At 74.5% G+C, this 22,115-nt stretch carries 15 protein-coding genes; 9 read left to right on the plus strand and 6 right to left on the minus strand.

The genetic code is table 11. The features are described from left to right. Genes SXIN_RS25655 through gvpO form a run of 3 tightly spaced genes read right to left on the minus strand, consistent with a single transcriptional unit; the run spans position 1 to position 1,530 of the window. Complete coding sequence (locus SXIN_RS25655) at positions 1 to 735, minus strand: GvpL/GvpF family gas vesicle protein (protein ID WP_019708963.1); 735 nt, start codon at positions 733 to 735, stop codon at positions 1 to 3. Next, positions 732 to 1,169: a gas vesicle structural protein GvpA gene (locus SXIN_RS25660; protein ID WP_019708962.1), complete on the minus strand. Its 438-nt coding sequence runs from the start codon at positions 1,167 to 1,169 to the stop codon at positions 732 to 734. The genes SXIN_RS25655 and SXIN_RS25660 overlap by 4 nt, the downstream gene beginning before the upstream one ends. Before the next feature lie 49 nt (positions 1,170 to 1,218). Beyond that, positions 1,219 to 1,530, minus strand: coding sequence for a gas vesicle protein GvpO (gene gvpO / locus SXIN_RS25665; protein ID WP_019708961.1), 312 nt, complete (start codon positions 1,528 to 1,530; stop codon positions 1,219 to 1,221). Between the two features lie 331 nt (positions 1,531 to 1,861). Here gvpO and SXIN_RS25670 point away from each other — a divergent pair, with 331 nt between their 5' ends. Next, positions 1,862 to 2,077 (plus strand): hypothetical protein, encoded by a 216-nt coding sequence (locus SXIN_RS25670; protein WP_019708960.1) that lies wholly within the window; start codon positions 1,862 to 1,864, stop codon positions 2,075 to 2,077. Between the two features lie 228 nt (positions 2,078 to 2,305). Here the strand turns inward: SXIN_RS25670 and SXIN_RS25675 are convergent, their stop codons facing one another. Then, entirely contained in the window at positions 2,306 to 3,415 is a 1,110-nt protein-coding gene (locus SXIN_RS25675) for a phosphatase PAP2 family protein (protein WP_238153863.1), read from the minus strand. A gap of 619 nt (positions 3,416 to 4,034) precedes the next feature. Between SXIN_RS25675 and SXIN_RS25680 the strand changes: the two genes are divergently transcribed. Further along, positions 4,035 to 5,828 (plus strand): MFS transporter, encoded by a 1,794-nt coding sequence (locus SXIN_RS25680; protein ID WP_095757604.1) that lies wholly within the window; start codon positions 4,035 to 4,037, stop codon positions 5,826 to 5,828. A gap of 121 nt (positions 5,829 to 5,949) precedes the next feature. Further along, entirely contained in the window at positions 5,950 to 7,140 is a 1,191-nt protein-coding gene (locus SXIN_RS25685) for an acyl-CoA dehydrogenase family protein (RefSeq protein WP_019708958.1), read from the plus strand. 46 nt (positions 7,141 to 7,186) lie between these two features. Here the strand turns inward: SXIN_RS25685 and SXIN_RS25690 are convergent, their stop codons facing one another. Continuing rightward, entirely contained in the window at positions 7,187 to 7,621 is a 435-nt protein-coding gene (locus tag SXIN_RS25690; protein WP_019708957.1) for a cell division protein SepF, read from the minus strand. Between the two features lie 319 nt (positions 7,622 to 7,940). Here SXIN_RS25690 and SXIN_RS25695 point away from each other — a divergent pair, with 319 nt between their 5' ends. The 5 genes from SXIN_RS25695 (at position 7,941) to SXIN_RS25720 (ending at position 17,669) form a co-directional block, all read left to right on the plus strand. Then, positions 7,941 to 9,227 (plus strand): DUF5685 family protein, encoded by a 1,287-nt coding sequence (locus SXIN_RS25695; protein ID WP_095757605.1) that lies wholly within the window; start codon positions 7,941 to 7,943, stop codon positions 9,225 to 9,227. A gap of 518 nt (positions 9,228 to 9,745) precedes the next feature. Then, a complete protein-coding gene (locus SXIN_RS25700; RefSeq protein ID WP_019707080.1) occupies positions 9,746 to 10,645 on the plus strand; it encodes a S1 family peptidase in 900 nt (299 codons plus the stop codon). Between the two features lie 676 nt (positions 10,646 to 11,321). Beyond that, positions 11,322 to 12,404, plus strand: a complete 1,083-nt coding sequence (locus tag SXIN_RS25705; RefSeq protein ID WP_019707081.1) for a S1 family peptidase — start codon at positions 11,322 to 11,324, stop codon at positions 12,402 to 12,404. A 235-nt stretch (positions 12,405 to 12,639) separates the two neighbouring features. Next, on the plus strand, positions 12,640 to 16,431 hold the full coding sequence (locus tag SXIN_RS25710) for a DNA polymerase III subunit alpha (protein WP_095757606.1): 3,792 nt from the start codon (positions 12,640 to 12,642) through the stop codon (positions 16,429 to 16,431). 158 nt (positions 16,432 to 16,589) lie between these two features. Continuing rightward, complete coding sequence (locus SXIN_RS25720; RefSeq protein ID WP_095758195.1) at positions 16,590 to 17,669, plus strand: DNA polymerase Y family protein; 1,080 nt, start codon at positions 16,590 to 16,592, stop codon at positions 17,667 to 17,669. A gap of 185 nt (positions 17,670 to 17,854) precedes the next feature. Here SXIN_RS25720 and SXIN_RS25725 read toward each other — a convergent pair whose 3' ends face one another. Next, on the minus strand, positions 17,855 to 18,907 hold the full coding sequence (locus tag SXIN_RS25725) for a lytic polysaccharide monooxygenase auxiliary activity family 9 protein (RefSeq protein ID WP_095757608.1): 1,053 nt from the start codon (positions 18,905 to 18,907) through the stop codon (positions 17,855 to 17,857). Positions 18,908 to 19,379: 472 nt separating this feature from the next. On the opposite strand from SXIN_RS25725, the gene SXIN_RS25730 reads away from it, so the two are divergent. Beyond that, positions 19,380 to 22,070, plus strand: coding sequence for a type 1 periplasmic-binding domain-containing protein (locus SXIN_RS25730; RefSeq protein ID WP_157916341.1), 2,691 nt, complete (start codon positions 19,380 to 19,382; stop codon positions 22,068 to 22,070). The last annotated feature ends 45 nt before the right edge of the window (positions 22,071 to 22,115 follow it).

Below are 22,115 nucleotides of genomic sequence, written 5' to 3' on the forward strand. Positions count from 1 at the left end.
TCAGGCGTGTGCCGGGACGGCCCGGACGAAGCTGTACGGGGGCAGCGGGCCGGTCACCCGGATGTCCAGGTGGGGGTGGTTCCGGCGGACGTCCTCGACGGACTCCATGAAGGCCGCGGCCTCGTCGCGCTGCATCAGGAAGGACAGGTTGACCAGCCAGCCCGAGGACTCGGGGCCCGGGCTCTGCTGCTCGGCGGCGGAGGCGAGAGCCGCCTCGACGGCCTTGCCGTCCTGCGCCTCGCGGGCCCGTACGGCGCCCGCGACCAGCTCGCCGAGGCGCAGCCGGTCCTCGTGGGAGCCGCCGCCGGAGGCGCGGTTGGCCTCCGTCAGGGCCCGGATCTCCGGGTCCTCGGAGACCACCAGCCGGAGCACGTCCTCCTCGCGGTGCACGGCCTTGACGTTGTACTCGACCCGGCCGTCCAGTTCGGTGAGCTGGGCCCGGTAGTGCTCGGCGTGTTCGGTGAGCACCGCCAGCACGGCGTCGTCGTCGGCGGAGAGGCTGCCGAACCGCAGGGGCAGCACGGCGCCGTCGGCACCGGCCTCCGCCAGGACGTGCTGGTGGGCCAGCAGGTCGCGGCGCTTGGGCCGGAGCTGCTCGGGACAGTCGCTGACGACGGCGGCCAGACCGCCCGCGCGGAGCACCCGCACCGGGTGCGGCGGATCGCCGACTCCGGCGAGGCTCCCGGGGAGATCCGGGCGGTCGCCGTCCATGATGCCGTAGACGTAGGTGCTCACTCGGTCTCCTCCTTCCTGCGGGTCGTGGTGCGGCGGGGCTTGCGGGCCGGCTCGGCCTCCTGCTCACCGGACGCGCGGTCCTGGCCCTGCTTGAAGGCATCGGAGAGCGTCTCGGCGGCGCCGGACAGGGCGCCCTTGGACTTGCCCTTCGCACCGGACTCGGTCATCTCGCCGACGAGGTCGGGCAGACCCGGGTCCTTGCGCGGACCGGACTCCAGATCGAGGCGGTTGCACGCCTCGGCGAAGCGCAGGTAGGTGTCGACGCTCGCGACGACCACCCGCACATCGATCTTGAGTATCTCGATGCCGACCAGTGAGACACGCACGAACGCGTCGATCACCAGCCCGCGGTCGAGTATCAGTTCCAGGACGTCGTAGAGGCCGCTGCTGCCGCCGCCCGAACCGCCTTGCTGTTGTGCCGGTACAACGGTCATACCGGGATACACATCCCTTCGTGCCGATGGTGTGTGGTGCGCGGTGGTGTCAGCGGCGGTCCGCCCGGCCGCGCTCGTAGCGCCGGGTACGCCGGTAGCCGGTGAGTTGGCCGTCCTGGTCGGTATTGACCTCGTAGGACGCCATCAGGCTCATCGTCTCGGGCACCCGCGGGAGTTCGAGGACCTCGATCTCGATCAGCCAGCCCTCACCAGTTCGTTCGAACCGGGTCACCGTCTCCGCGCGCAGGCCGGTCAGCTCGGCGAGCTGAGCACCCGCGGTGCGGAGGACGTCCAGGGCCGCTTGGCTGCCGCTGCGGCTCTCCGCCGCGCTCTTGTCACTGTTCTCGGATTTGTCTGCCATGGCTCTCCTCGGGCAGCGCATACCTCGTCCGGACCCATGCAAACGGCAATGGGGAGATGCGGAGGGAATGCATGTCCGATGACCGGTGATGCCGAATAGCCCGGGAAATTCCGGGCAGCCGCGAGAAGTTGAGGGGCCGGAAATCTCCTGGGGCATTGCCGGGGAGGGCGGGGCGCCCGGCCCGCGGACCTGGGCCGCGGCGCTCACGATGCGTCATCTTGTGACAGAACGGTGACGGCCCCGGGATGGGCCGGCGGCCGGTTCCGTGCTGTCCCCGGCCCCGGGGCGGGACGCGGAGCCGGCCCCGGGGCCGGGGCGTACGGTGGCTGTCATGAACGACTCACCGAACCCCCCCAACCCGGCGGACGACGACTGCGACGCCTACACGGGCCTCGGCGCGGCGGAGGCGGAGGAACGCGCCCGGCAGCGCGGCTGGACCACCGTGCGGACACTGCCACCGGACGCCATCATCACCATGGAGTACGTGGTCGGGCGTATCAACTTCGCGGTGAAGGACGGCACGGTGGTCCGCTCCTGGAAGGGGTAGCGGCCCCTGGCGCGGCGTGCCCCGGCCCGGACCCGGTGGATCGGCGGAACGCCGGAACACCGGAAGCGGTACGGACCGGGCGTCGCGGACCCGCCCGGCGATGCGGCCCGTACGCGGCATGGCGGAACGGCGGCGCGGCGGAGCAGCACGAAGGCCCCGGCACTCGGGTGAGTGCCGGGGCCTTCGCCGCGGTGCGGAGGGTGTGTGCGTACCGCCCGCGCCGGGCGCTCAGCCGGAGGTGTGGCCGCGGCGCCCCGCGGGTGCCACCGGTGCGGTGCGTGGCGCACGCTCGGCGGGCGGTTGCGGGCGACGGCTTCCGGTCGGGGTGACCGGGGTCCGTTCCGAGCGGGTGAGGTGTGGCCGCGCCGGGTGGTACGGCCGGGGCTGCTCGGCGCTTCGTCCGGCCGCGGGGGAGCGGCCCCCGGTGACGGCCGGCACCGGCTCGCGTGCCGGAGCGGGACGCGCGGGTGGCGCCGGTTCGTGGGCGGGCGCCGGTTCAGGGGCCCCGGCGGGGCTTGCGGCGGCCCGGGCGGAGGACGCCCCGGGGCTCACCGCGACCGGTGGAAGGGGCGGTATGGGGAACGGCAGCGGGGCGAGTCCCCGGCCCTGCTTCAGCCGGTCCCGCGAGTCGAGCAGCCAGGCGTTGGCGGCGGCGATCGCCGGCTCGCACCAGGGCAGCGCCAGCAGCACCAGCAGGCCGGCGATCCAGCCCAGCAGTACGTCGCTCACCCAGTGGGTGCCCAGATAGACGGTGGTCGCCCCGACGCCGAGCGCGAAGCCGGCCGCCACCACCGACAGCACCCGGCGGGCCCGCGGCGTGGTCGCCAGATAGGCCAGGATGCCCCAGGTCACCACCGCGTTGGCGGTGTGACCGGAGGGAAATATATCGCCGCCGGCGAACATCTCGTCCGCCCCGACGGTCGTGGCGTAGTGCGGCCCCAGCCGCCCCAGGCCGTACTTCACCGCGCCGACCGTGCTGTTGAGCAGCAGCAGGGCCGCGCCGAGCGCCAGCAGCGGACGCAGGGTCCGCTGCCGCCAGGAGCGCCAGCCCAGCCAGGCCGCGACCAGCACGGCGGTCGGTCCGCGCTGCCCGAGCACCACGAAGTAGTCGAGCGCGGCGTGCAGTTCCGGCCACTGCTTGTAGGGCCGGAACAGCATGACCTGCCAGTCGAGCAGAATCAGACGGTCGCTCACGAATACGGCCAGCACGACGGCCGCGTAACACCCGAGGGCCGAGCCGAACAACGCCTTGCGTGTTCGGCTCATCCGCGGGACGTCGCGGCTGCTCGCTCGCTCGGGCTCCTGTTCGAGCCGGGCGAGGATTCGGTCGGTACGCACCCAACGGACGTTACAGGGGGTGAGCGGCCGAACTGCTCCTACGGGCGGGTTCGTGATGACGATGTGATGTGGACTTGCTCTCATTGAGAAGTTTATTCATGGCGTTCCCTCAAAAGCATTACGGGCCCCGACGAATTAACGGGAGGCCGTTAATCCGAGCATCTTTCCGTGGGCGGAAAAAGTTCACCTGGAAGTGGTCCCGTCTTTTCCGGCGGGCCGGACGCGGGCCCGTCCGGTGTGGCCGCCCGGAACCGCGGATCGCTCCGCCGGCGGCGGTGACCTGCACTTCCGCGGGCACCCGGCGGGAGACGGGGCGGCCGCGCGGGGCGGCGGGCAGGGCGGCGGGAGCGGCCCGGCGGAGCCGCGGTCCGGACGGTGCCCTTCCGCAGCACAGCGGAATTCGATCCTCCGGGAGCAGGTGCGCCCGGACCGCGGTTCCGGGGCCCCGGGGGCGCCCGGCGGCGCGGCCTGCCGTGGGGACGGAAGTGAGCCCGGACACATGACCCCCATACACCTCGCGTACCCTGTCGTCTCACTCACTTCTCGATGCCGGGCCCGCCCGGGCCGGAGCCGCCCGCCCGGAGCCCGCCGAGAGCGAGAGCAACACGCGGAGGTGCGCATGTCAGGAACGACCACGGCCCGCGGACGACGGGCGGCGGACGTTCCCCCGCACCGCCGGCAGGCCGGCGGCGGCCGCTGGTCCGTCCTGGTGGTGCTCTGTGTCAGCCTGCTGCTGGTCGCGCTCGACGCCACCGTCCTCCACGTCGCCGTACCGGCCGTCACCGAGGACCTCCGCCCCGACGCGGTGGAACTGCTCTGGATCGTCGACGCCTACCCGCTGGTCGCGGCCTCCCTGCTGATCCTCTTCGGGACCCTGGGCGACCGGATCGGCCGCCGCCGGGTCCTGCTGCTGGGCTACGGCATCTTCGGTCTGGCCTCCGCCGTCGCCGCGACCGCGGACGACCCGCACGTCCTGATCGCCGGCCGCGCCCTGCTCGGCGTCGGCGGCGCCATGATCATGCCCGCCACGCTGTCGATCCTGCGCCAGGTCTTCCCCGACCGCCGGGAGCGGGCCCTGGCCATCGGCATCTGGAGCGCGGTCGCGGCCGTCGGTGCGGCCGTCGGCCCGCTGCTCGGCGGGCTGCTGCTGGAGCACTTCTGGTGGGGCTCCGTCTTCCTGATCAACATCCCGCTGATGGCCGTCTGCCTCCCGGTCGGCCGCTGGATCCTCCCCGAGTCCACCGGCGACGGCCGGGGCCCCTGGGACGTGCTCGGCGCGCTCATGGCCGCCTTCGGCCTCGCGGGCACCGTCCTCGGCGTGAAGCGGATCGGCGGCGGCGCGGACCCGCTCCACCCGCTGAGCATCGTGCCGCTGCTGGCGGGCGTCCTGCTGCTCGTGCTCTTCGTCCGCCGGCAGCGGCGGCGCGAGCACCCGCTCATCGATCTGCGGATGTTCTCCCGCCCGGCCTTCGGCACCTCCGTCGGCTGCATCGTGCTGGCGATGCTCGCGCTCGTCGGCCTCCAGCTCATCGCCACCCAGTACCTCCAGCTCGTCCTCGGCTTCACCCCGCTGGAGACCGGGCTGCGCATGGTGCCGCTCACCTGCGCCGCCATGGCCGCCGGGCTGCTGGGCTCCCGGATGCTCCAGTGGCTGGGCCCGCGCACCATGGTCGCGGCCGGGTTCCTGCTGACCGCGGCGGCCGTCTGCTCGCTGACCGCCATGGGCCAGCACGACCGGCCCGCCCTGCTCGTCACCGGATTCCTGCTGCTCGGCTTCGGCCTGGAGACCACGCTCTTCGGCGCCTACGAGTCGATGCTCAGCGAGGCGCCCGCCGAGCAGGCCGGCGGCGCCGCGGCCATCGGCGAGACCTCCTACCAGCTCGGCGCCGGAATCGGCATCGCCCTGCTCGGCACCGTCATGAACGCCGTCTACGCCCCCGGGGTCACCCGCGTACCCGGAGTCCCGGCGGCGGCGGAGAGAGCCGCCGGGCACTCGCTGGGCGAGGCGCAGGAGGTGGCGCGCGGGCTCGGCGGGCCGGCGGCGGACGCGCTGCGCACCGCGGCCCGGGAGGCGTTCGTCCGGGGGCTGCACGTCACGCTGGCGGTCAGCGCGGTCCTGCTGCTGCTGGGCGCCGTCGCCGCCCTGCGGCTGCCGCGCCGCATGGAGTGCGCGCGGCCGGGCACGGGGGAGCCGGAGTCCGGTGGCGCCCGGGGCGGCTCCGCGCCCGGCGCGGCGGCCGGGGAGAAGCACGGTGTCCTCGCGGGCCCCGGGGGCGCGGGCGGTGCCGGAGGGGGCTCCCGGGCCGCCGCCGGCACCGGCGGGGGCACGGGAACCGAGCCGGACGGTGCCGCTCCGGCCGCGGGCCGGGCCCCGCACCGCCGGGACCGGGCGGGTGCGAGCGCCGTCCGCTGAGTCCGCCTCCGGTGTGGCACGGAGTGCCGTGGACGGGTCTGGACAGGGCGGATGTCCCCGCCGTAGCGTCGGCTGATCACCCGGGCCGGGCCGGGAGCCGCAGCCGTATGGAGGCCGAGACATGTCCGCAGCCGCCGCACCGTCGTTCGATCCGCGGGACCCGCTGGGCGTCGACGATCTGCTGAGCGACGAGGAGCGCGCGGTGCGCGACACCGTGCGCCGGTGGGCCGCCGACCGGGTGCTCCCGGAGATCGCCGGCTGGTACGAGCGCGGCGAGCTGCCCGTCATCCGCGAACTGGCCCGGGAGCTCGGGGCGCTGGGGGCGCTCGGCATGTCCCTGGAGGGCTACGGCTGCGCGGGCGCGAGCGCGGTGCAGTACGGCCTCGCCTGCCTCGAACTGGAGGCCGCCGACTCGGGCATCCGCTCCCTGGTCTCCGTCCAGGGATCGCTGGCGATGTACGCCATCCACCGCTTCGGCTCGGAGGAGCAGAAGCGGGAGTGGCTGCCGCGCATGGCGGCCGGCGAGGTCATCGGCTGCTTCGGGCTCACCGAACCGGACGCCGGCTCCGACCCGGCGGCCATGCGGACCCGCGCCAAGCGCGAGGCCGGCGGCGACTGGGTGCTCGACGGCCGCAAGATGTGGATCACCAACGGCTCGGTGGCCGGGGTCGCCGTCGTCTGGGCGCGGACCGACGAGGGGATCCGCGGTTTCGTCGTCCCCACGGACACCCCCGGCTTCTCCGCCCCCGAGATCACCCACAAGTGGTCGCTGCGGGCCTCCGTCACCAGCGAACTCGTCCTGGACGGCGTCCGGCTGCCGGCCGGCGCGGTGCTCCCGGAGGTCACCGGGCTGAAGGGCCCGCTGAGCTGCCTCAACCACGCGCGGTACGGCATCGTGTGGGGCGCGATGGGCGCCGCCCGCTCGTCCTTCGAGGCGGCGCTCGACTACGCGAGGACCCGTGAGCAGTTCGGCCGGCCCATCGGCGGTTTCCAGCTCACCCAGGCCAAGCTGGCCGACATGGCCGTCGAACTCCACAAGGGCGTGCTGCTCGCCCACCATCTGGGGCGGCGGATGGACGCCGGGCGGCTCCGCCCGGAGCAGGTCAGCTTCGGCAAGCTCAACAATGTGCGGGAGGCGATCGAGATCTGCCGGACGTCCCGGACGATCCTGGGCGCCAACGGGATCTCCCTGGAGTACCCGGTGATGCGGCACGCCACCAATCTGGAGTCGGTGCTCACCTACGAGGGCACCGTCGAGATGCACCAGCTGGTGCTCGGCAAGGCGCTCACCGGAATCGATGCCTTCCGGTGACCCGGGCCCGGTGGGCCCGGGGCCCGGGTCGGGCCGGGCGGCCTGCTCAGCTCTGGTTGAAGAAGCCGTCCGCCGTCCGGCCGGCCGGCTCGCCGGGCATGATCCGGTAGTCGGCCGGCGTGAGCAGGAAGACCCGGGTGGCGACGCGCTCGATGCTGCCGCGCAGGCCGAAGATGAGCCCCGCGGCGAAATCGACCACCCGTTTGGCGTCGGAGGGCTCCATGGTCGTAAGGTTCACAATCACCGGGATGCCGTCCCGGAACAGCTCACCGATGGCGCGCGCGTCACGGAAGCCGGTCGGGGTGATCGTGGCGATCCGGCGGCCCTGGTCCTGGGCCACCTCGTCGGCGACCTGGACCCGCGGGTCGGTCACCCAGGCGTCCTCGTCCCGGGGGTCCTCGGCGTAGTCGTCGTCGTAGTAGCGCTCGTCGCTGTCATCGACGAGACCCAGCCATGCACTCGCCTTGCGCACCGATCCCATGGACGCCTCCTCTCTACCCGCGGTCGCTGCCGTCCGCCCTCCTATGGTCGTCCATGATGCGGATGATGCGCCAAACGGATAGCCCCCGCACGCGCTTTTCGTGACGGTACTGGTGCAGAAGGCTAAAAAGGGCATCAGTTTTTCACGGTGACGCGCCTGGTGACAGGCCGTCGGCCCGATCGGCACGCGGCGGACGGAAGTCGCCGGATCCATCCGGGTGAACGAGGCGTCAATATGATGAAAGTGATCGCGAGTGATCGCATCGCGCCGTCGGCCGGCCCGCCGGACCGGGCCGAACGGCCGCAGTACGGGGGGAACCGTGTTCGGAATCGTCAGGCCGTGCCCGCACCGGCTGTCGGGGGAACTGCGTGCGCAGTGGACGGCCCATCTCTGCGGGCTGTGCCTCGCACTCCGCGATGACCACGGGCAGTTCGCCCGGGTCGTCACCCACTACGACGCGCTGCTCGTGTCGGTGCTGACCGAGGCGCAGTCGGAGCGGCCGGAGAGCGGACGGCGCACCGCGGGACCGTGCCCGCTGCGCGGGCTGCGCACCGCTTCCGTCGCCCGCGGCGAGGGGGCTCGGCTGGCCGCGGCCGTCTCCCTGGTGCTGGCCTCGGCCAGAATGCGCGACCACGTCACCGACCGGGACGGGCTGCTGGCCCGGCGGCCGGCGGCCGCGATGGCGCGCCGGCTCGCCGCTTCCTGGGACCGGGCCGGCGCGCGGACGGGGGCGGATCTCGGCTTCGCCACGGACGTCCTGGTCCGGGCCGTGGAGCGGCAGCCGGAGGTCGAGGCGGCGGCCGGGCCCGGGACACCGCTGCGAACGGTCACCGAACCCACCGAGACGGCCACCGCGGCGGCCTTCGGGTACACGGCCGTCCTCGCCGGGCGGAAGGAGAACGCCGGTCCGCTGGCGGAGGCCGGGCGGCTCTTCGGGCGGCTCGCGCACCTGCTCGACGCGGTCGAGGACCGGGACGCGGACGCCGCCACCGGGGCCTGGAACCCGCTGACGGCCACCGGTACGGATACGGCCGCGGCGCGCCGGGAGTGCGACGAGGCGGTGCGCGGGGTACGGCAGGCGCTGCGGAAGGCCGAGTTCACGGACGGCGCGCTGGCACACCGGCTGCTCGCCCACGAACTGGCGCGCTCCGTCGACCGGGCCTTCGGCTCCACGTCCTGCGCGCATCTGCCGGGGGGCGGCAAACCGTACGGGCATCCGCACGGGAATCCGTATGCCGCCGGCCCCGGGGGCGGCGGTCCGGGGCCGTCCGGCGGAGCGCACGGCGGGTACGGGGGACAGGGGGGAGCGTCCCCGTATGCCGGCGGCGGGGCGGGCGGCGGCTTTGGCGGGCCCGGGGGGACGGGGGGACCCGGGGGCGGTGCGGGCGGTCCTGGCGGTCCTGGCGGTCCGGGGCCGCGGTACCCCCGCAAGCGCGGGCTGATCGCCGGCTGCGCGGTGTGGACGGGGCTCTTCTGCACCTGCCAGGTCTGCTGCCGGAAGTCCTACGACGATCCCTGGCGGCACCACAAGAAGCGCGACGGCTGGTGCCGGCAGTGCGACGGTGACTGCTGTGACTGCTGCGAGTGCTGTTCGTGCGACTGCTGAACGGCCGTGAACGGGTGATGGCGGGTTCTCTACCGCCCGGTGTTGTCGGATGGTCGATTTTCGGACACTGCTGTCCGTCCGTGATGTACCGATCATGACCTGAACCGGCCGTCCGGGAGCCCGGGCGGCCCGGAGGCCGTTGCGGAGGGCGGGCGCGGGGTGCGAGCCTGCGTCGCGGGTGGTGGCGGTCGTCCGCGCCGGGCCGGTGATCGCCGCCATCACCTGGAAGAACTGTGCCGCGTGGGGCGGTTGGGGCCGAGTGGGAACCCAGAGCCGTGCCACCGCGTCCAAATACCGCCGGAACAGCGGACCACCCCGGCGGCCGACGGGCCGCCGGGGTGGTCGGTCTGCGCCGAGGCGTGGCCGAAAGGGGCCCTTGTGGACTCATGTTCCACCCCCGAATACTCCCCTCAGTGCTTGTCAGGGGCACGTCGTATCCGGAATCCGGAGTGTTCCTGACTGCGCCTCACGATCCGCCCACCCCAAGCGGATCTTTCGATTCTTCTCTGGAGGAAGCAGTGAGGATCAAGCGCACGACCCCCCACGGCGCGGTGGCGAGACGTACCCGGCTGATCGCCATGGCCTCCGGCCTGGCGGCCGCGGCGGCATTCACCGTCCCGGCGACCGCCAGTGCCGACACCGCCGACGCCTTCGGCGCGGCCCAGCTCTCGACCGCGAGCGAGGCCGTCCTCGAGGCCGACGTCCCGGGCACCGCCTGGCACGTCGACAAGGAGACCAACAGCGTCGTCGTCACGGCCGACAGCACCGTCTCCAAGGCCGAGATCGCGAAGATCAAGAAGGAGGCCGGCAAGAACGCCGGTGCCCTCAAGATCGAGCGCACGGAAGGCGTCTTCCAGAAGTACGTCCAGGGCGGCGACGCCATCTACGCCAGCAGCTGGCGCTGCTCCGCCGGCTTCAACGTGCGTTCCGGCTCCACCTACTACATGGTCACCGCCGGCCACTGCACCGACGGTGCGGGCACCTGGTGGTCCAACTCCGGCCGCAGCACCGTCATCGGCCCGACGGTCGGCTCCAGCTTCCCGGTCAACGACTACGGCCTCGTGCGCTACGACGGCTCCGTCAGCCACCCGGGCACCGCCGGCGGCGTGGACATCACCGGTGCGGCGAACGCCAGCGTGGGCATGTCGGTCACCCGCCACGGCAGCACCACGGGTACCCACAGCGGCCGGGTCACCGGCCTCAACGCCACGGTCAACTACGGCGGCGGCGACGTCGTCTACGGCATGATCCAGACCAACGTGTGCGCCGAGCCCGGCGACAGCGGCGGCTCGCTGCGCTCCGGCAGCACGGCGATCGGTCTGACCTCGGGCGGCAGCGGTAACTGCTCCTCCGGTGGCACGACCTTCTTCCAGCCGGTGGTCGAGGCGCTCAACGCGTACGGCGTGAGCATCTACTGAGCCCCGGGCCGGCGCACCACCCCGCCGGCTGAGAGAGTCCCCGCCCGAGTCGACCGGGTGGGGACTCTCCGCGTTCCGCGCGTCTTTCCGTGGGCCGTGCGCCTCCCCGTACCGCGTACCTCCGGGTACCTCCGCGCGCATGTGCGCATCTGTGCGGCCCCGCGCCTCCGGCTTCGCCGGGCCGCTGTTTCCCGGGGCCCGGGCGCCCCCCGGCCCCCGCCCCCGGCCCCGGACTTCCGTACCCCGCGATCCCCGTTTCCGGGGCGCGGGGTTCCGTGTGGGCGGAGGGCTCCCGGGTCCCCGGACTGCTCGGAAAGTGACCGTCAAGCGGTGGGGCGGTGCCGGATTCCGGTACTCAAGGGAATGTTTTCGGCCAGGCGTAGTCCTCTCCCTGAGTGGTCGTCAGCCGCTCCTCGTCGCGCTGGGTGAGGAAAAGTGTCCGCTGAGCGTGTAGGCGAGCACGGATAGCGATGAGTGTCCGTGCTGTGATGTGGTTCCGCCTTTTCTGTGCGGGACCGGAAGTTGACCTTGTGTGCGCCGTCCGCCCGTCGCGATACTCGTGGCTCGTTGGCATGAACGCGACCCCGCGTCGCCGCCGTGCCGCGGTGTACGGCATCTTTCCTCCGGGCCCCACGCTCCCCACGGCAGGGCCCAACCCCCCACTGGAGGCCACTCCTTGAAGCACCGACGCATACCCAGCCACCGCATCGCGATCGCCGGAGCCGGCGTCGCGGCCCTCGTCGCCGGCGCGTTCACGCTGAACAGCGCCAACGCGACCACCGCGGACCCGGCCCCGGCCCCCGCCACCCTGTCGGTCGCCTCGGCCGACAAGCTCGCCGGCACCCTCCTCTCCGACCTCGGGGACGAGGCCGCCGGTTCGTACTACGACGCGAAGGAGCGGAAGCTCGTCGTCAACGTCGTGGACGAGGGCGCCGCCGAGGGCGTCCGCGAGCGGGGCGCCGTGGCGAGAGTCGTGGAGCACTCCCTCGCCGAGCTGAAGTCGGCCCGCGCCACCCTGAAGGCCGAGGCCACCATCCCGGGCACCTCCTGGTCGGTCGACCCGGTGACCAACAAGGTCGTCGTCACGGCCGACAGCACGGTCAAGGGCGCGAAGCTGGAGAAGCTCAACAAGGTCGTCGACGGGCTGGACGGCCGGGCGGCCGTCGAGCGGGTCGCCGGCGAGTTCAAGCCCTTCGCCGCGGGCGGCGACGCCATCCACAGCGGGGGCGGACGCTGTTCGCTCGGCTTCAACGTGGTCAAGGGCGGCGAGCCGTACTTCATCACCGCCGGCCACTGCGGTGAGCAGGGCAGCAGCTGGTCCGACTCCGCCGGCGGCGCCGCGATCGGCACCATGGAGGAGTCCAGCTTCCCGGGCAACGACTACGCCCTGGTGAAGTACGCCTCCGGCGCCGACCACCCCAGCGCGGTGAACCTCTACAACGGCAGCACCCAGGAGATCACCCGGGCCGGCGACGCGACCGTGGGCCAGCAGGTCCAGCGCAGCGGCAGCACCACCCAGGTGCACGACGGCGAGGTCACCGGCCTCAACGAGACCGTCAACTACCAGGAGGGGTCGGTCTCGGGTCTGATCAAGACCACCGTCTGCGCCGAGCCCGGTGACAGCGGCGGCTCGCTCTTCGCGGGCAGCACGGCGCTCGGTCTGACCTCGGGCGGCAGCGGTGACTGCTCCTCCGGTGGCACGACCTTCTTCCAGCCGGTCCCCGAGGCGCTCTCCGCGTTCGGAGCCTCGATCGGCTGACGCGCCCCCCGCGTCTCGTACGCGCCGTCCCCGCGGATTCCGCGGCGGAAGCCGGCCCCCGGACACCCCTGGTGTCCGGGGGCCGGCGGCGTTCCCGGGGCTCCGCGGCCGGTGGTCCCGGCGGACTCCGGTTCCGGCGCAGGTATCGTACGAGTGTTCGAGAAATTGGTTATGGTGGTGCCGGGGGACGGAGAGCAGGGCTGGTCAGGGGGTGTGCGAGCGGCAGGAGGTGCGGATGTCCGGGTTCACTCATCTGCACGCCGTCTCGGGCTTCTCCCTCCGCTACGGGGCCTCGCACCCCGAGCGGCTGGCCGAGCGCGCCGCCGAGCGCGGCATGGACGCCGTCGCCCTCACCGACCGGGACACCCTGGCCGGAGCGGTCCGGTTCGCCCGCGCCTGCGCCGGAGCGGGGGTGCGGCCGGTCTTCGGGGCGGGGCTCGCCGTGGCCGAAAACGTGCTGCCGCCCGCCGGCCGGCCGGGCCGTACGGAGCGGCGCGGACCGGGGAGCGGCCCGCCCGCACCGGGCGGCGCGGACCGGGGTACGGTCCGCCGGCGCACGCCGGTGCGCGGCGGGGCGTTCATCGACGAGTCCGCGCCCCGCGCGGTCTTCCTCGCCCGGGACGGAGCCGCCGGCTGGGCCGCCCTGTGCCGTCTGGTCTCCGCCGCCCACACCGGGGAGAGCGGACGCCCCCTGCTGGACGACCGGGGCGCCCTGGAGCGCTCCGCGGCCGGCGGCGGCCTGACCGTCCTGCTCGGCCCGGACTCCGAGCCCGGCCGCGCCCTCGCCGCCGGCCGTCCCGACCGTGCCGCCCGGCTGCTCGCCCCCTGGCGGGAGCTGTACGGCGACGCGCTCCGGCTGGAGGTCACCCACCACCGGCGGCCGGACGAGGCCCGGAGCGCCACCGCGCCCGGGTCGCTGCGGCTCGCCGCCCGCACCCTGGGCTTCGCCGCCGAGCAGGGCGTACCGGCCGTGCTGACCAACGCCGTCCGCTACGCCGATCCCGGGCAGGGCCCGGTCGCCGACGTCCTGGACTCCGCCCGCCGGCTCGTCCCCGTCGACCCGCGCCGGCCCGGCTCCCTCGACAGCGGCGAAGGGTGGCTCAAAGGGCCCCGGGAGATGGCGGAGACCGCCCTGCGCGTCGCGGAGGCCGCCGGTTTCCGGCGGGAGGCCGCGCACCGCCTGCTGGCGGAGACCGAACGGACCGCCGCCCGGTGCCTCGTCGACCCCCAGGACGACCTGGGCCTCGGCACCGTCCACTTCCCCGAGCCGCGCCTGGTGGGCGCGGGCCGGCGCACCGCCGACCGCGTGCTGCGCTCCCGCTGCGCCGCCGCCATGGTGCTGCGCGGCCACGACCGGGACCGGCGGCGCTGGGAACGGCTGGAGGACGAACTGCGCACCATCGAACGGCTCGGCTTCGCCTCGTACTTCCTCACCGTCGCCCGGGTCGTGGACGACACCCGCGCCCTGGGCATCCGGGTCACGGCGCGCGGCTCCGGCGCGGGCTCCCTCGTCAACCACCTGCTCGGCATCGCACACGCCGACCCGGTGGAGCACGGCCTGCTGATGGAGCGCTTCCTCTCGGAGCGCCGGGCCGCGCTGCCCGACATCGACATCGACGTCGAGTCCGCGCGCCGCCTCGACGTCTACCGCGCGATCTTCGACCGCTTCGGCGCCGACCGGGTGGCCACCGTCGCCATGCCCGAGACCTACCGGGTGCGGCACGCCATCCGCGACGTCGGGACGGCGCTCGGCATGGACCCGGCCGAGACCGACCGGCTCGCCAAGGCCTTTCCGCACATCCGGGCCCGTGAGGCCCGCGCCGCCCTGAGCGAACTGCCCGAACTGCGCGAGGTGGCGGCCGGGCACGGCGCGGACGAGCGGCTGTGGGGGCTGGTCGAGGCCCTGGACGGGCTGCCGCGCGGCATCGCCATGCACCCGTGCGGCGTGCTGCTCTCGGACGCCTCGATGCGGGACCGCACCCCGGTGGTCGCGAGCGCCGGCCCGGACGGCTTCCCGATGTCCCAGTTCGACAAGGACGACGTGGAGGAGCTGGGGCTGCTGAAGCTCGACGTCCTCGGGGTGCGGATGCAGTCCGCGATGGCGCACGCGGTGACCGAGATCGAACGGGAGACCGGGGAACGGCTGGACCTGGACGACCCGGGGCAGGTGGCGCCGGGCGACCCGGCCACGTACGAGCTGATCCGGTCCGCCGAGACCCTCGGCTGCTTCCAGATCGAGTCGCCCGGCCAGCGCGATCTGGTCGGCCGGCTGCAGCCCGCCACCTTCCACGACCTGGTGGTCGACATCTCGCTCTTCCGGCCCGGCCCGGTCGCGGCCGACATGGTCCGGCCCTTCATCGAGGCCCGGCACGGGCGGCGGGCGCCGCGCTATCCGCATCCGGACCTGGAGCCGGCGCTGCGCGAGACCCATGGCGTCGTCGTCTTCCACGAGCAGATCATCCAGATCCTCTCGGTCATGACCGGCTGCGACCGGGGGCTGGCCGACGAGGCGCGGCGCGCGCTGTCCGTACCGGAGCGGCAGGGGCGGGTGCGGGCCTGGTTCGCAGGGGAGGCGGCCGGGCGGGGATACGCGCCGGAGGTGGTGGCCCGCACCTGGGAGATCGTGGAGGCGTTCGGTTCGTACGGCTTCTGCAAGGCGCACGCCGTGGCCTTCGCCGTGCCGACGTACCAGTCCGCCTGGCTCAAGGCACACCATCCGGCGGCCTTCTACGCGGGCCTGCTCACCCACGATCCCGGGATGTACCCCAAGCGGCTGCTGCTGGCGGACGCGCGGCGGCGGGGGGTGCCGATCCTGCCGCTGGACGTGAACCGGTCGGGGGCCGCCTATCGAATCGAACTGGTGTCTGAGGAGGGGGTGCGGGAGGGGCGGAAGGAACAGCGCGGGAAGGAGACCGGAAGGACCGGGAACAGCGGGGATACCGCGGCGGCCGGGGCGGCCGAAGGGGCCGGGGCGGTCTACGGCATCCGGCTCGCCCTCTCCGACGTGCACGGCATCAGCGAGGCCGAGACCGGGCGCATCGCCGCCGGACAGCCCTATACCTCCCTGTCCGACCTGTGGCGCCGGGCCCGGCCGGGTCGTCCCGTGGCCGAACGGCTCGCCCAGGTCGGCGCGCTGGACGCCTTCGGCGGCAACCGCCGCGACCTGCTGCTGCACATCAGCGAGCTGTACCGCCGGCAGAAGGACCCCGCCGCCCACCCGGGCCAGCTCCCGCTCGACGCCGCCGACGGCGCGGGCGGCACGGGCGGCGCGGGGTTCGTCACCGAACCGGCCGGGCTGCCCGACCTCGACGCGTCCGAACGCACCGGCGCGGAGCTCGGCGTGCTCGGCATGGACGTCTCCCGCCACCTCATGAGCGAGCACACGGCCTTCCTGGAGGAGCTGGGCGTGGTCACGGCCCGCCGGCTGCGCGCCGCCCGGCACGGCGAGACCGTCCTCGTCGCGGGCGCCAAGGCGTCCACCCAGACCCCGCCCATCCGCTCCGGCCGCCGCATCGTCTTCACCACCCTCGACGACGGGACGGGGCTGGCCGACTGCACCTTCTTCGAGGACAGCCACGCCGACTGCGCGCACACCGTCTTCCACTCCTGGCTGCTGCTCGTCCGCGGCACCGTGGAGCGGCGCGGTGCCCGCAGCCTCACCGTGGTCGGCCGCCGCGCCTGGGACCTCGCCGAACTCGCCGCGCTCCGGAAGGACGGCGGCCTGGAGGCGGTCGCGGCCCGTCTCGCGGCACCCGGCTCCGCCCGCCCGGGCGCCCCGGGAGACGCGGGCCCGCCGGCGGAGGACGGGCCGGCCGGCGGCGCGGGTGACGACGGCGGCGCGGATGACGCGGCCGGGGACGGCGGGGGTGCCGGGGCGGCCGGGGCCGCCGGGCCGGCGGACGGCCGCCGTATACGGCTCGCCAACGGCTACGAGATGCACCCGTGGGCGGATCTGCGCCCGGCGGGCGAGGGCGCCGCCACCGGCCGCAAGCTGTGGCACTCCAGCCCGGGGAGCGCGGGCCGGTGAACACGGAGAGGAGTACGGGGAGGAGCACGGGGAGCGGCGCGCCCGCTGGCGCCGCCTCTGCCGGAGCCGGAGCCGGTGCCGATGCCGGTGCCGCCGGGAACCGTCCCGCCGGGCAGGGCGCCGCCGGGACGGCCCCGGCCCGGCCCCACGTGCTGTACCTGCGCTTCCGCGCCGCCGACGGCGGCGGGCCGCCCGACGAGGAGACCTACGAGGGACTGCGCGGGCTGCTCACCGAGTTCACCCCCGTCGTCCAGGCCCTGCCGCCCGACGCCGCGCTCGCCGACGTCCGGGGCGCGCTCCGCTACTTCGGCCGGGACGCCGCGGAACTCGCCGCCCTCGTCCGGGTACGGGCGCTCGCCCGGTACGGCGTCGACTGCACCGTCGGGGTCGCGGCCAACCCGCTGCTCGCCCGGATGGCCGCGCACGACGGCCCGCCCGGCGCGATCAGTACCGTCCCCGGCGAGCCCCGGGCGGTCACGGCCTTCCTCGCCCGCAAGCCCGCCTCCGGACTGCACGGCGTCGGGCCGGCGACCGTGCGCGCCCTGACCACCTACGGGCTGGACAGCGTCGACCGGATCGCCGCCGCACCGCCCGCCACCCTCCAGCGCATCCTGGGCGCGTCCACCGGGCGGCGGGTATACGAACAGGCGCACGGCATCGACCCGACCCCCGTCACACCGAACGCCCCCGCCCGTTCCGCCGGAGCCGAGCACCGCTTCGACCACGACGAACTGGACCCGGACCAGCGCCGCCGGGCGCTGCTGACGCTCGCGCACGAGCTCGGGGCACAGCTCCGTACGGACGGGCGGGTCGCACGGGCGCTGACCCTCACCGTCCGCTACGCCGACCGCTCCACGACCAGCCGCACCCGGGCCCTCGCCGAGCCCACGGACCACACCCCGGCGCTGACCGCTGCCGCGTACGCCCTGCACGACGTCCTCGGTCTGCAGCGCGCCCGCGTGCGCGCCGTCGCGCTGCGCGCGGAGGACCTGACACCGGTGGAACACGCCGCGCGCCAACTGACGTTCGACACGGCCGACGACAAGTCCCGCCGGATCGAGGCCGTCACCGACCGGGCCCGCGCCCGCTTCGGCGCCGCCGCGGCCCGCCCCGCGGCGGCCCTGGACCGGGGGACGGACCGGAGCCCGGGCGGCGGCCCGGACGGGACCCCGGCGCGCGGCCCGCGCCGCTGGGGCCGGGGCGGCCCGCCCGGCTCCCCGGGGCGGCACGCCGCCTGACGGGCGGTGCCGGCCGGCGCCGTACACAACCGCCGCCCCCTCCCCCATGCGGGGAAGAGGGCGGCGGCGGCCCGTGACGGCGGCTCCGGCCCGGCCGGGCGGGGGCCCGGCCGGAGTGTCCGTCAGGGCGTCAGGGGCGTCCGGACGCCGGGGTGCCCGGACGCCGGAACGTCCGGCCGTCCGGCTCAGCCGCGCCGGCGGACCGCCCGGCGGCGGGCGGAGGCGAGGAGCACGGCGGCACCGAGCGCCACGACGGCCGAACCGCCGACGGCGATCGGGGTGGTGGAGCTGTCGCCACCGGTCTGCGCGAGCTCCTCCGTGCCCGCGCCCGCCTGCTCGGCGCCCGCGGCCGGGCCGCTCGCGCCGTCCGCCGTCGGGGCGTTGCCCGTGCCGTCCGTGTCCGCCGCGGTGTCGTCCGCGTCCGCTCCGTCCGCCGGCGCGGCCTGCGTGACGGGCTTGTCCGCGTCTCCGGCCGGGTGTTCGTCACCGCCGTGACCGCCGTGGCTGACGGTCGACTTGCCGGCGGCGGCCTCGATCTGGTCGTCGTCCGGCGCGGCCGCCTCCGGACCGCCGTCCGCGCCCGTACCGGCACCGCTCGCGGCGCTGCCGCCGAAGGTGACGTCCGAGCAGGTGTAGAACGCCTCGGGGCTGTCCGAGCGCTGCCAGACGCTGTAGACCAGGTGGCGGCCCGAACGCGCCGGCACCGTGCCGTCGAACACGTACTCCCCGTTCACCAGGCTCGGGTCGGTGACCTCGGCGAACGGCTCGGCCTCCAGGTCCGACCACTTCAGCGGCTTCGTCGGGTCGTAGCCCGCCTTGGTGATGTACAGCTCGAACGAACCCTTGTGCGGAGCGGTGGCCTTGTAGTGGAAGGTGTGCTTCCCGGCGGACAGGGCGGTGGCCGGCCAGTCCGCGCGCGGCAGGTCGAGCCCCTTGTACTTGTCCCGCCCGGCGCTGCACAGCTTGCCGTCCGGGATGATCTCCTTGTGCTTCCCGGCGGCGTTCGGGATGTTGACCTCGTTCCAGTCGTAGAACGCCTGGGTGCCGCTGGCCGCGACAGCCGCCTTGCAGGCCGCCGAGTCCGGGCTCTCCGGGTTCTCGGCGAAGCAGGCGGACACCCGGCTGACCGGGTCGGTCATCGAGCCGTGCGCGGCCGCGGGGACGGCGGTGAGCACGGTCAGCGCCAGCGGCGCGACACCGATGAGAGCGGTTCCGGCGGCCTTGCGACGTACGGTCATCGTGGGGGTCTCCTTACACGGTGGAACTCAGGTGCGGCACGGGGGCCGGGCGGGGAGGCACACGCCGGTGCGGCCCCCCGAAGTGCGGCACCGGCGGCCGGAACCCGCCCCGGCGCTCAGCACGCTAGCCCCGCGGAAGACCGGAATCCGCCGCCGGGACGGGGCGGGAGCGATCCTTATGCCGCCGTTAAGGAACGGCTGAGCGGTCGTTAAGGAGCGGCGGCCCGTCCGGCGCCGGCCGACCGGCGGCCGCCCCGGAGCACCGGCCCGCGGAAGTGAAGTGGCCGCTTCCGCGGGGGAATTCGGACCGTTCGCCTTCTCGGCGGTGACGGCTGTTGCTAGAAGTGGACTTCACGAGTCGCGTGACGGGGGAGTGGGGCGCGTGGACGGGGAGTGGGAACCGGAGACGGAGGGCCCGGCCCGCCGGAATCCCGGCGGGAGCGGCAGGACGGGCGGGCGGAGCGGGAGCGGTGTGGCGCCCCGGGGGACGGCGGGGCTGCTCCGGCTGGCCGCCTTCCTCGTGCGGCGGCCGCGGCCCCGGGACCGCCGGCTGCCGGTCATCTGGCTGAGCGGACGGGGCGGTCCGGCCGCGCTGAGGGTGCTGCGCGAGCGGCTGGACGCGCCCCCGCGGAGACGTGTCCCGCACGCCTGGGCCGAGGCCGGCCGGACGGACGGCGCGCTTCCCGTGCTGCCGCTGCTGAACGGGCTGCGCGCGGCGCTGTCCGTCCAGACCTTCGGCGGTGACCGGCTGTGGTTCCGTCACTTCGGGCTGCTGACCTGGCTGCTCGAACAGGATGTGTCCGAACTCGACTCCGACGCCGTCCCGGGCGAACTCGTCCGCCGGCTGCGGCAGCGGCGGCGGCTCGTGGAGGAGCCCGCCGCCGCACACGAGACCGCCGGGCAGCTCGGAGCGCTGTACCACCTCGTATGGCAGTTCGCGCGGAAAGTGGTGCCCGCGGCGCTGTTCCGCATCGCCGTCTCCGGGCGCATCCCGGGCGTCGGCCGCCAGTACCGCTGGTTCATGCGCCAGCACTACCTGGCCCCGGCGCAGTCGGGCACGTTCCCGGCCCTCGCCGAGCGGCTCACCGCCGGCGCGCGGCACGGCGAGGACCCCGACCAGCTCAACCGGCTGCTCGTGCACGCCTTCCTGGAGGACCTGCGCCGGGCGTACGCCCGCCCGCCCTGGCGCGTGCGCGGCTGGCGGCGCACCGCCTACCCGGTGGCGCTGATCCTCGGCGGCCGGTCCGGCGACGCGGGGGAGGTGCTGCTCGGCCTCCTCAACGACGTCCGGGACGAGACCGGCCGCTGGGACCCGCTGCTGGCCGTCTACGCGACCGAGCGGCCCACCCCGGTCGCCGGCAGCGGCCCGCACACCACCGTCCGGCTCGCCGACCTCGATCCCGGCGGGGCCGAGGAGGAGTGGCGCAAGTGGGAGGAGCAACTGGACCGCAGACGCCACGCACGGGCGGACCGCGCCTGGTTCCTGCTGGTCCGGACGCCGCCGCGGGGTGACGGCGAACCGGCCGGCGGCCCGTCCGGGATCACGGCGCCGGCGCCGCCCTGGTTCGCGCGCCGCACCCTCGCCGTCGGGGTGTGCCTGGCCCTGCTGGCGCCCGGCGCCGTCTGGGCGGGCCGGTGGCTGGGCGGGCCGGACTGCCTGCACGTCCCGTTCTCCAGGCAGGTCTCCGTCCGCGCCATGGGCGGCGAGTGCGTCGGCCACAGCGACGACAGCAGCTTCAAGTTCAACGACCAGCCGGGCCAGGAGAATCTCCGCCGGGTACAGGAGCGGATCTTTGAACAGAACCGCGAGGCGCGGGACATCTGGGAGCGCAGCGGCCGCCGCCGTCCCTACGTCACCCTGGTCTATCTCGGCACGCTCACCGGCCGCTCCACCAAGCAGAACGAGGAGGCCTACGCGGCCGAGCGGGAGGAGCTGGAAGGGCTCGCGGTCGCCCAGTACCAGGGGGTGCAGGAGCCGCCGAGCAACTACGGTGCCCCGCTGGTGCGCGTCGTCGTCGCCAACGCCGGTTTCCAGATGCGGTACGCGGACACGGCCGTCGGCATGATCGCGGACCTGGCGCGTGAGGAGTCCGACGCCCCGGTGGCCGGCGTCATCGGCCTGGTCGAGAGCCGCCGCAGCACCGCCGAGGCCCTGAAACGGCTCAACCGGGCGGGACTTCCCGCGATCGCCCCCACCCTCTCCGGGGACGGGATGGACCGCCACTCCAAGCTCTATCTCCAGATGGCCGCGCCCAACCGCGACCAGGCGGAGATGATCGCGGCGTACGCGCGCGGGGTACTGCGGGTGCGGGACGTCCGCGTGTACTACACCCACGGGGAGCGTTCCTCCCTGAAGGAGGACTACTACGTCTCCACCCTCCTCGACGATCTCCGTGCCGGCCTCGGAGGCGAACTGCTGGACGGGGAACCGTCGTTCTTCGGCAGCGGTGACGACCTGAGCCGGGAGTGCGGCTACCCGGGCATGCTGTTCTTCGCCGGGCGGTGGTCGGAGTTCAACGGCTTCCTGCAGGCGCTCCGCACGTCCTGCGGCAACAACCCGCCGCGCCACCTGGTCGCCGACGACTCCGTCAACCGCTATATGGCCAACCCCGAGCTGCGGAAGGGCGCGCCGGGCACCGTCCCGCTCACCTATGTGTCGAAGGCCGCGCTGTCCACCTGCGAGGCGCTGGAGACCCGCGTCCGCCGGCAGCGGGACGAGGCGGCCGACCGCTTTCTGCGCTCGGTCAGGGAGGAGGGACTGCTCAGCCCGCCGCGCTGCCTCGGCCGGGGGGACGCCGACGACCGGGTCGGTGAGCGGGTCGGACTCGCGTACGACTCGGCCGGGATGCTGCTCCGGGCCGTCGAGACCCTGGTGGCGCGGGTCCGCGCACCCGGGCAGCCCTGGGACCCGCACGCGATCAACCCGGCGGCGGTCCACGCCGAGGTGCTGCACCAGAACTACGTCAACCCGTACTACGGAGCCACGGGCAGCACCGTGTACGGCACCACGGGGAGGGGGGAGCCGACCGACAAGCGGATCTCGCTGCTGCGGGTCGAGAAGATCTCCGACCGGACCACTCCGCCGGTGGAGGTGTTCCACTGCGGCGCGGTCCGGAAGGGCGACGACCCGGCGTGCGCGCGGGCGCGCGACGGACACCGCTGACCCGGCCGGCACGGCCGCAGGGCCGCCGAAGCGCGGAGCCCCGTA

The organism is Streptomyces xinghaiensis S187, assembly GCF_000220705.2.
In the GTDB taxonomy this organism is placed as follows: domain Bacteria; phylum Actinomycetota; class Actinomycetes; order Streptomycetales; family Streptomycetaceae; genus Streptomyces; species Streptomyces xinghaiensis.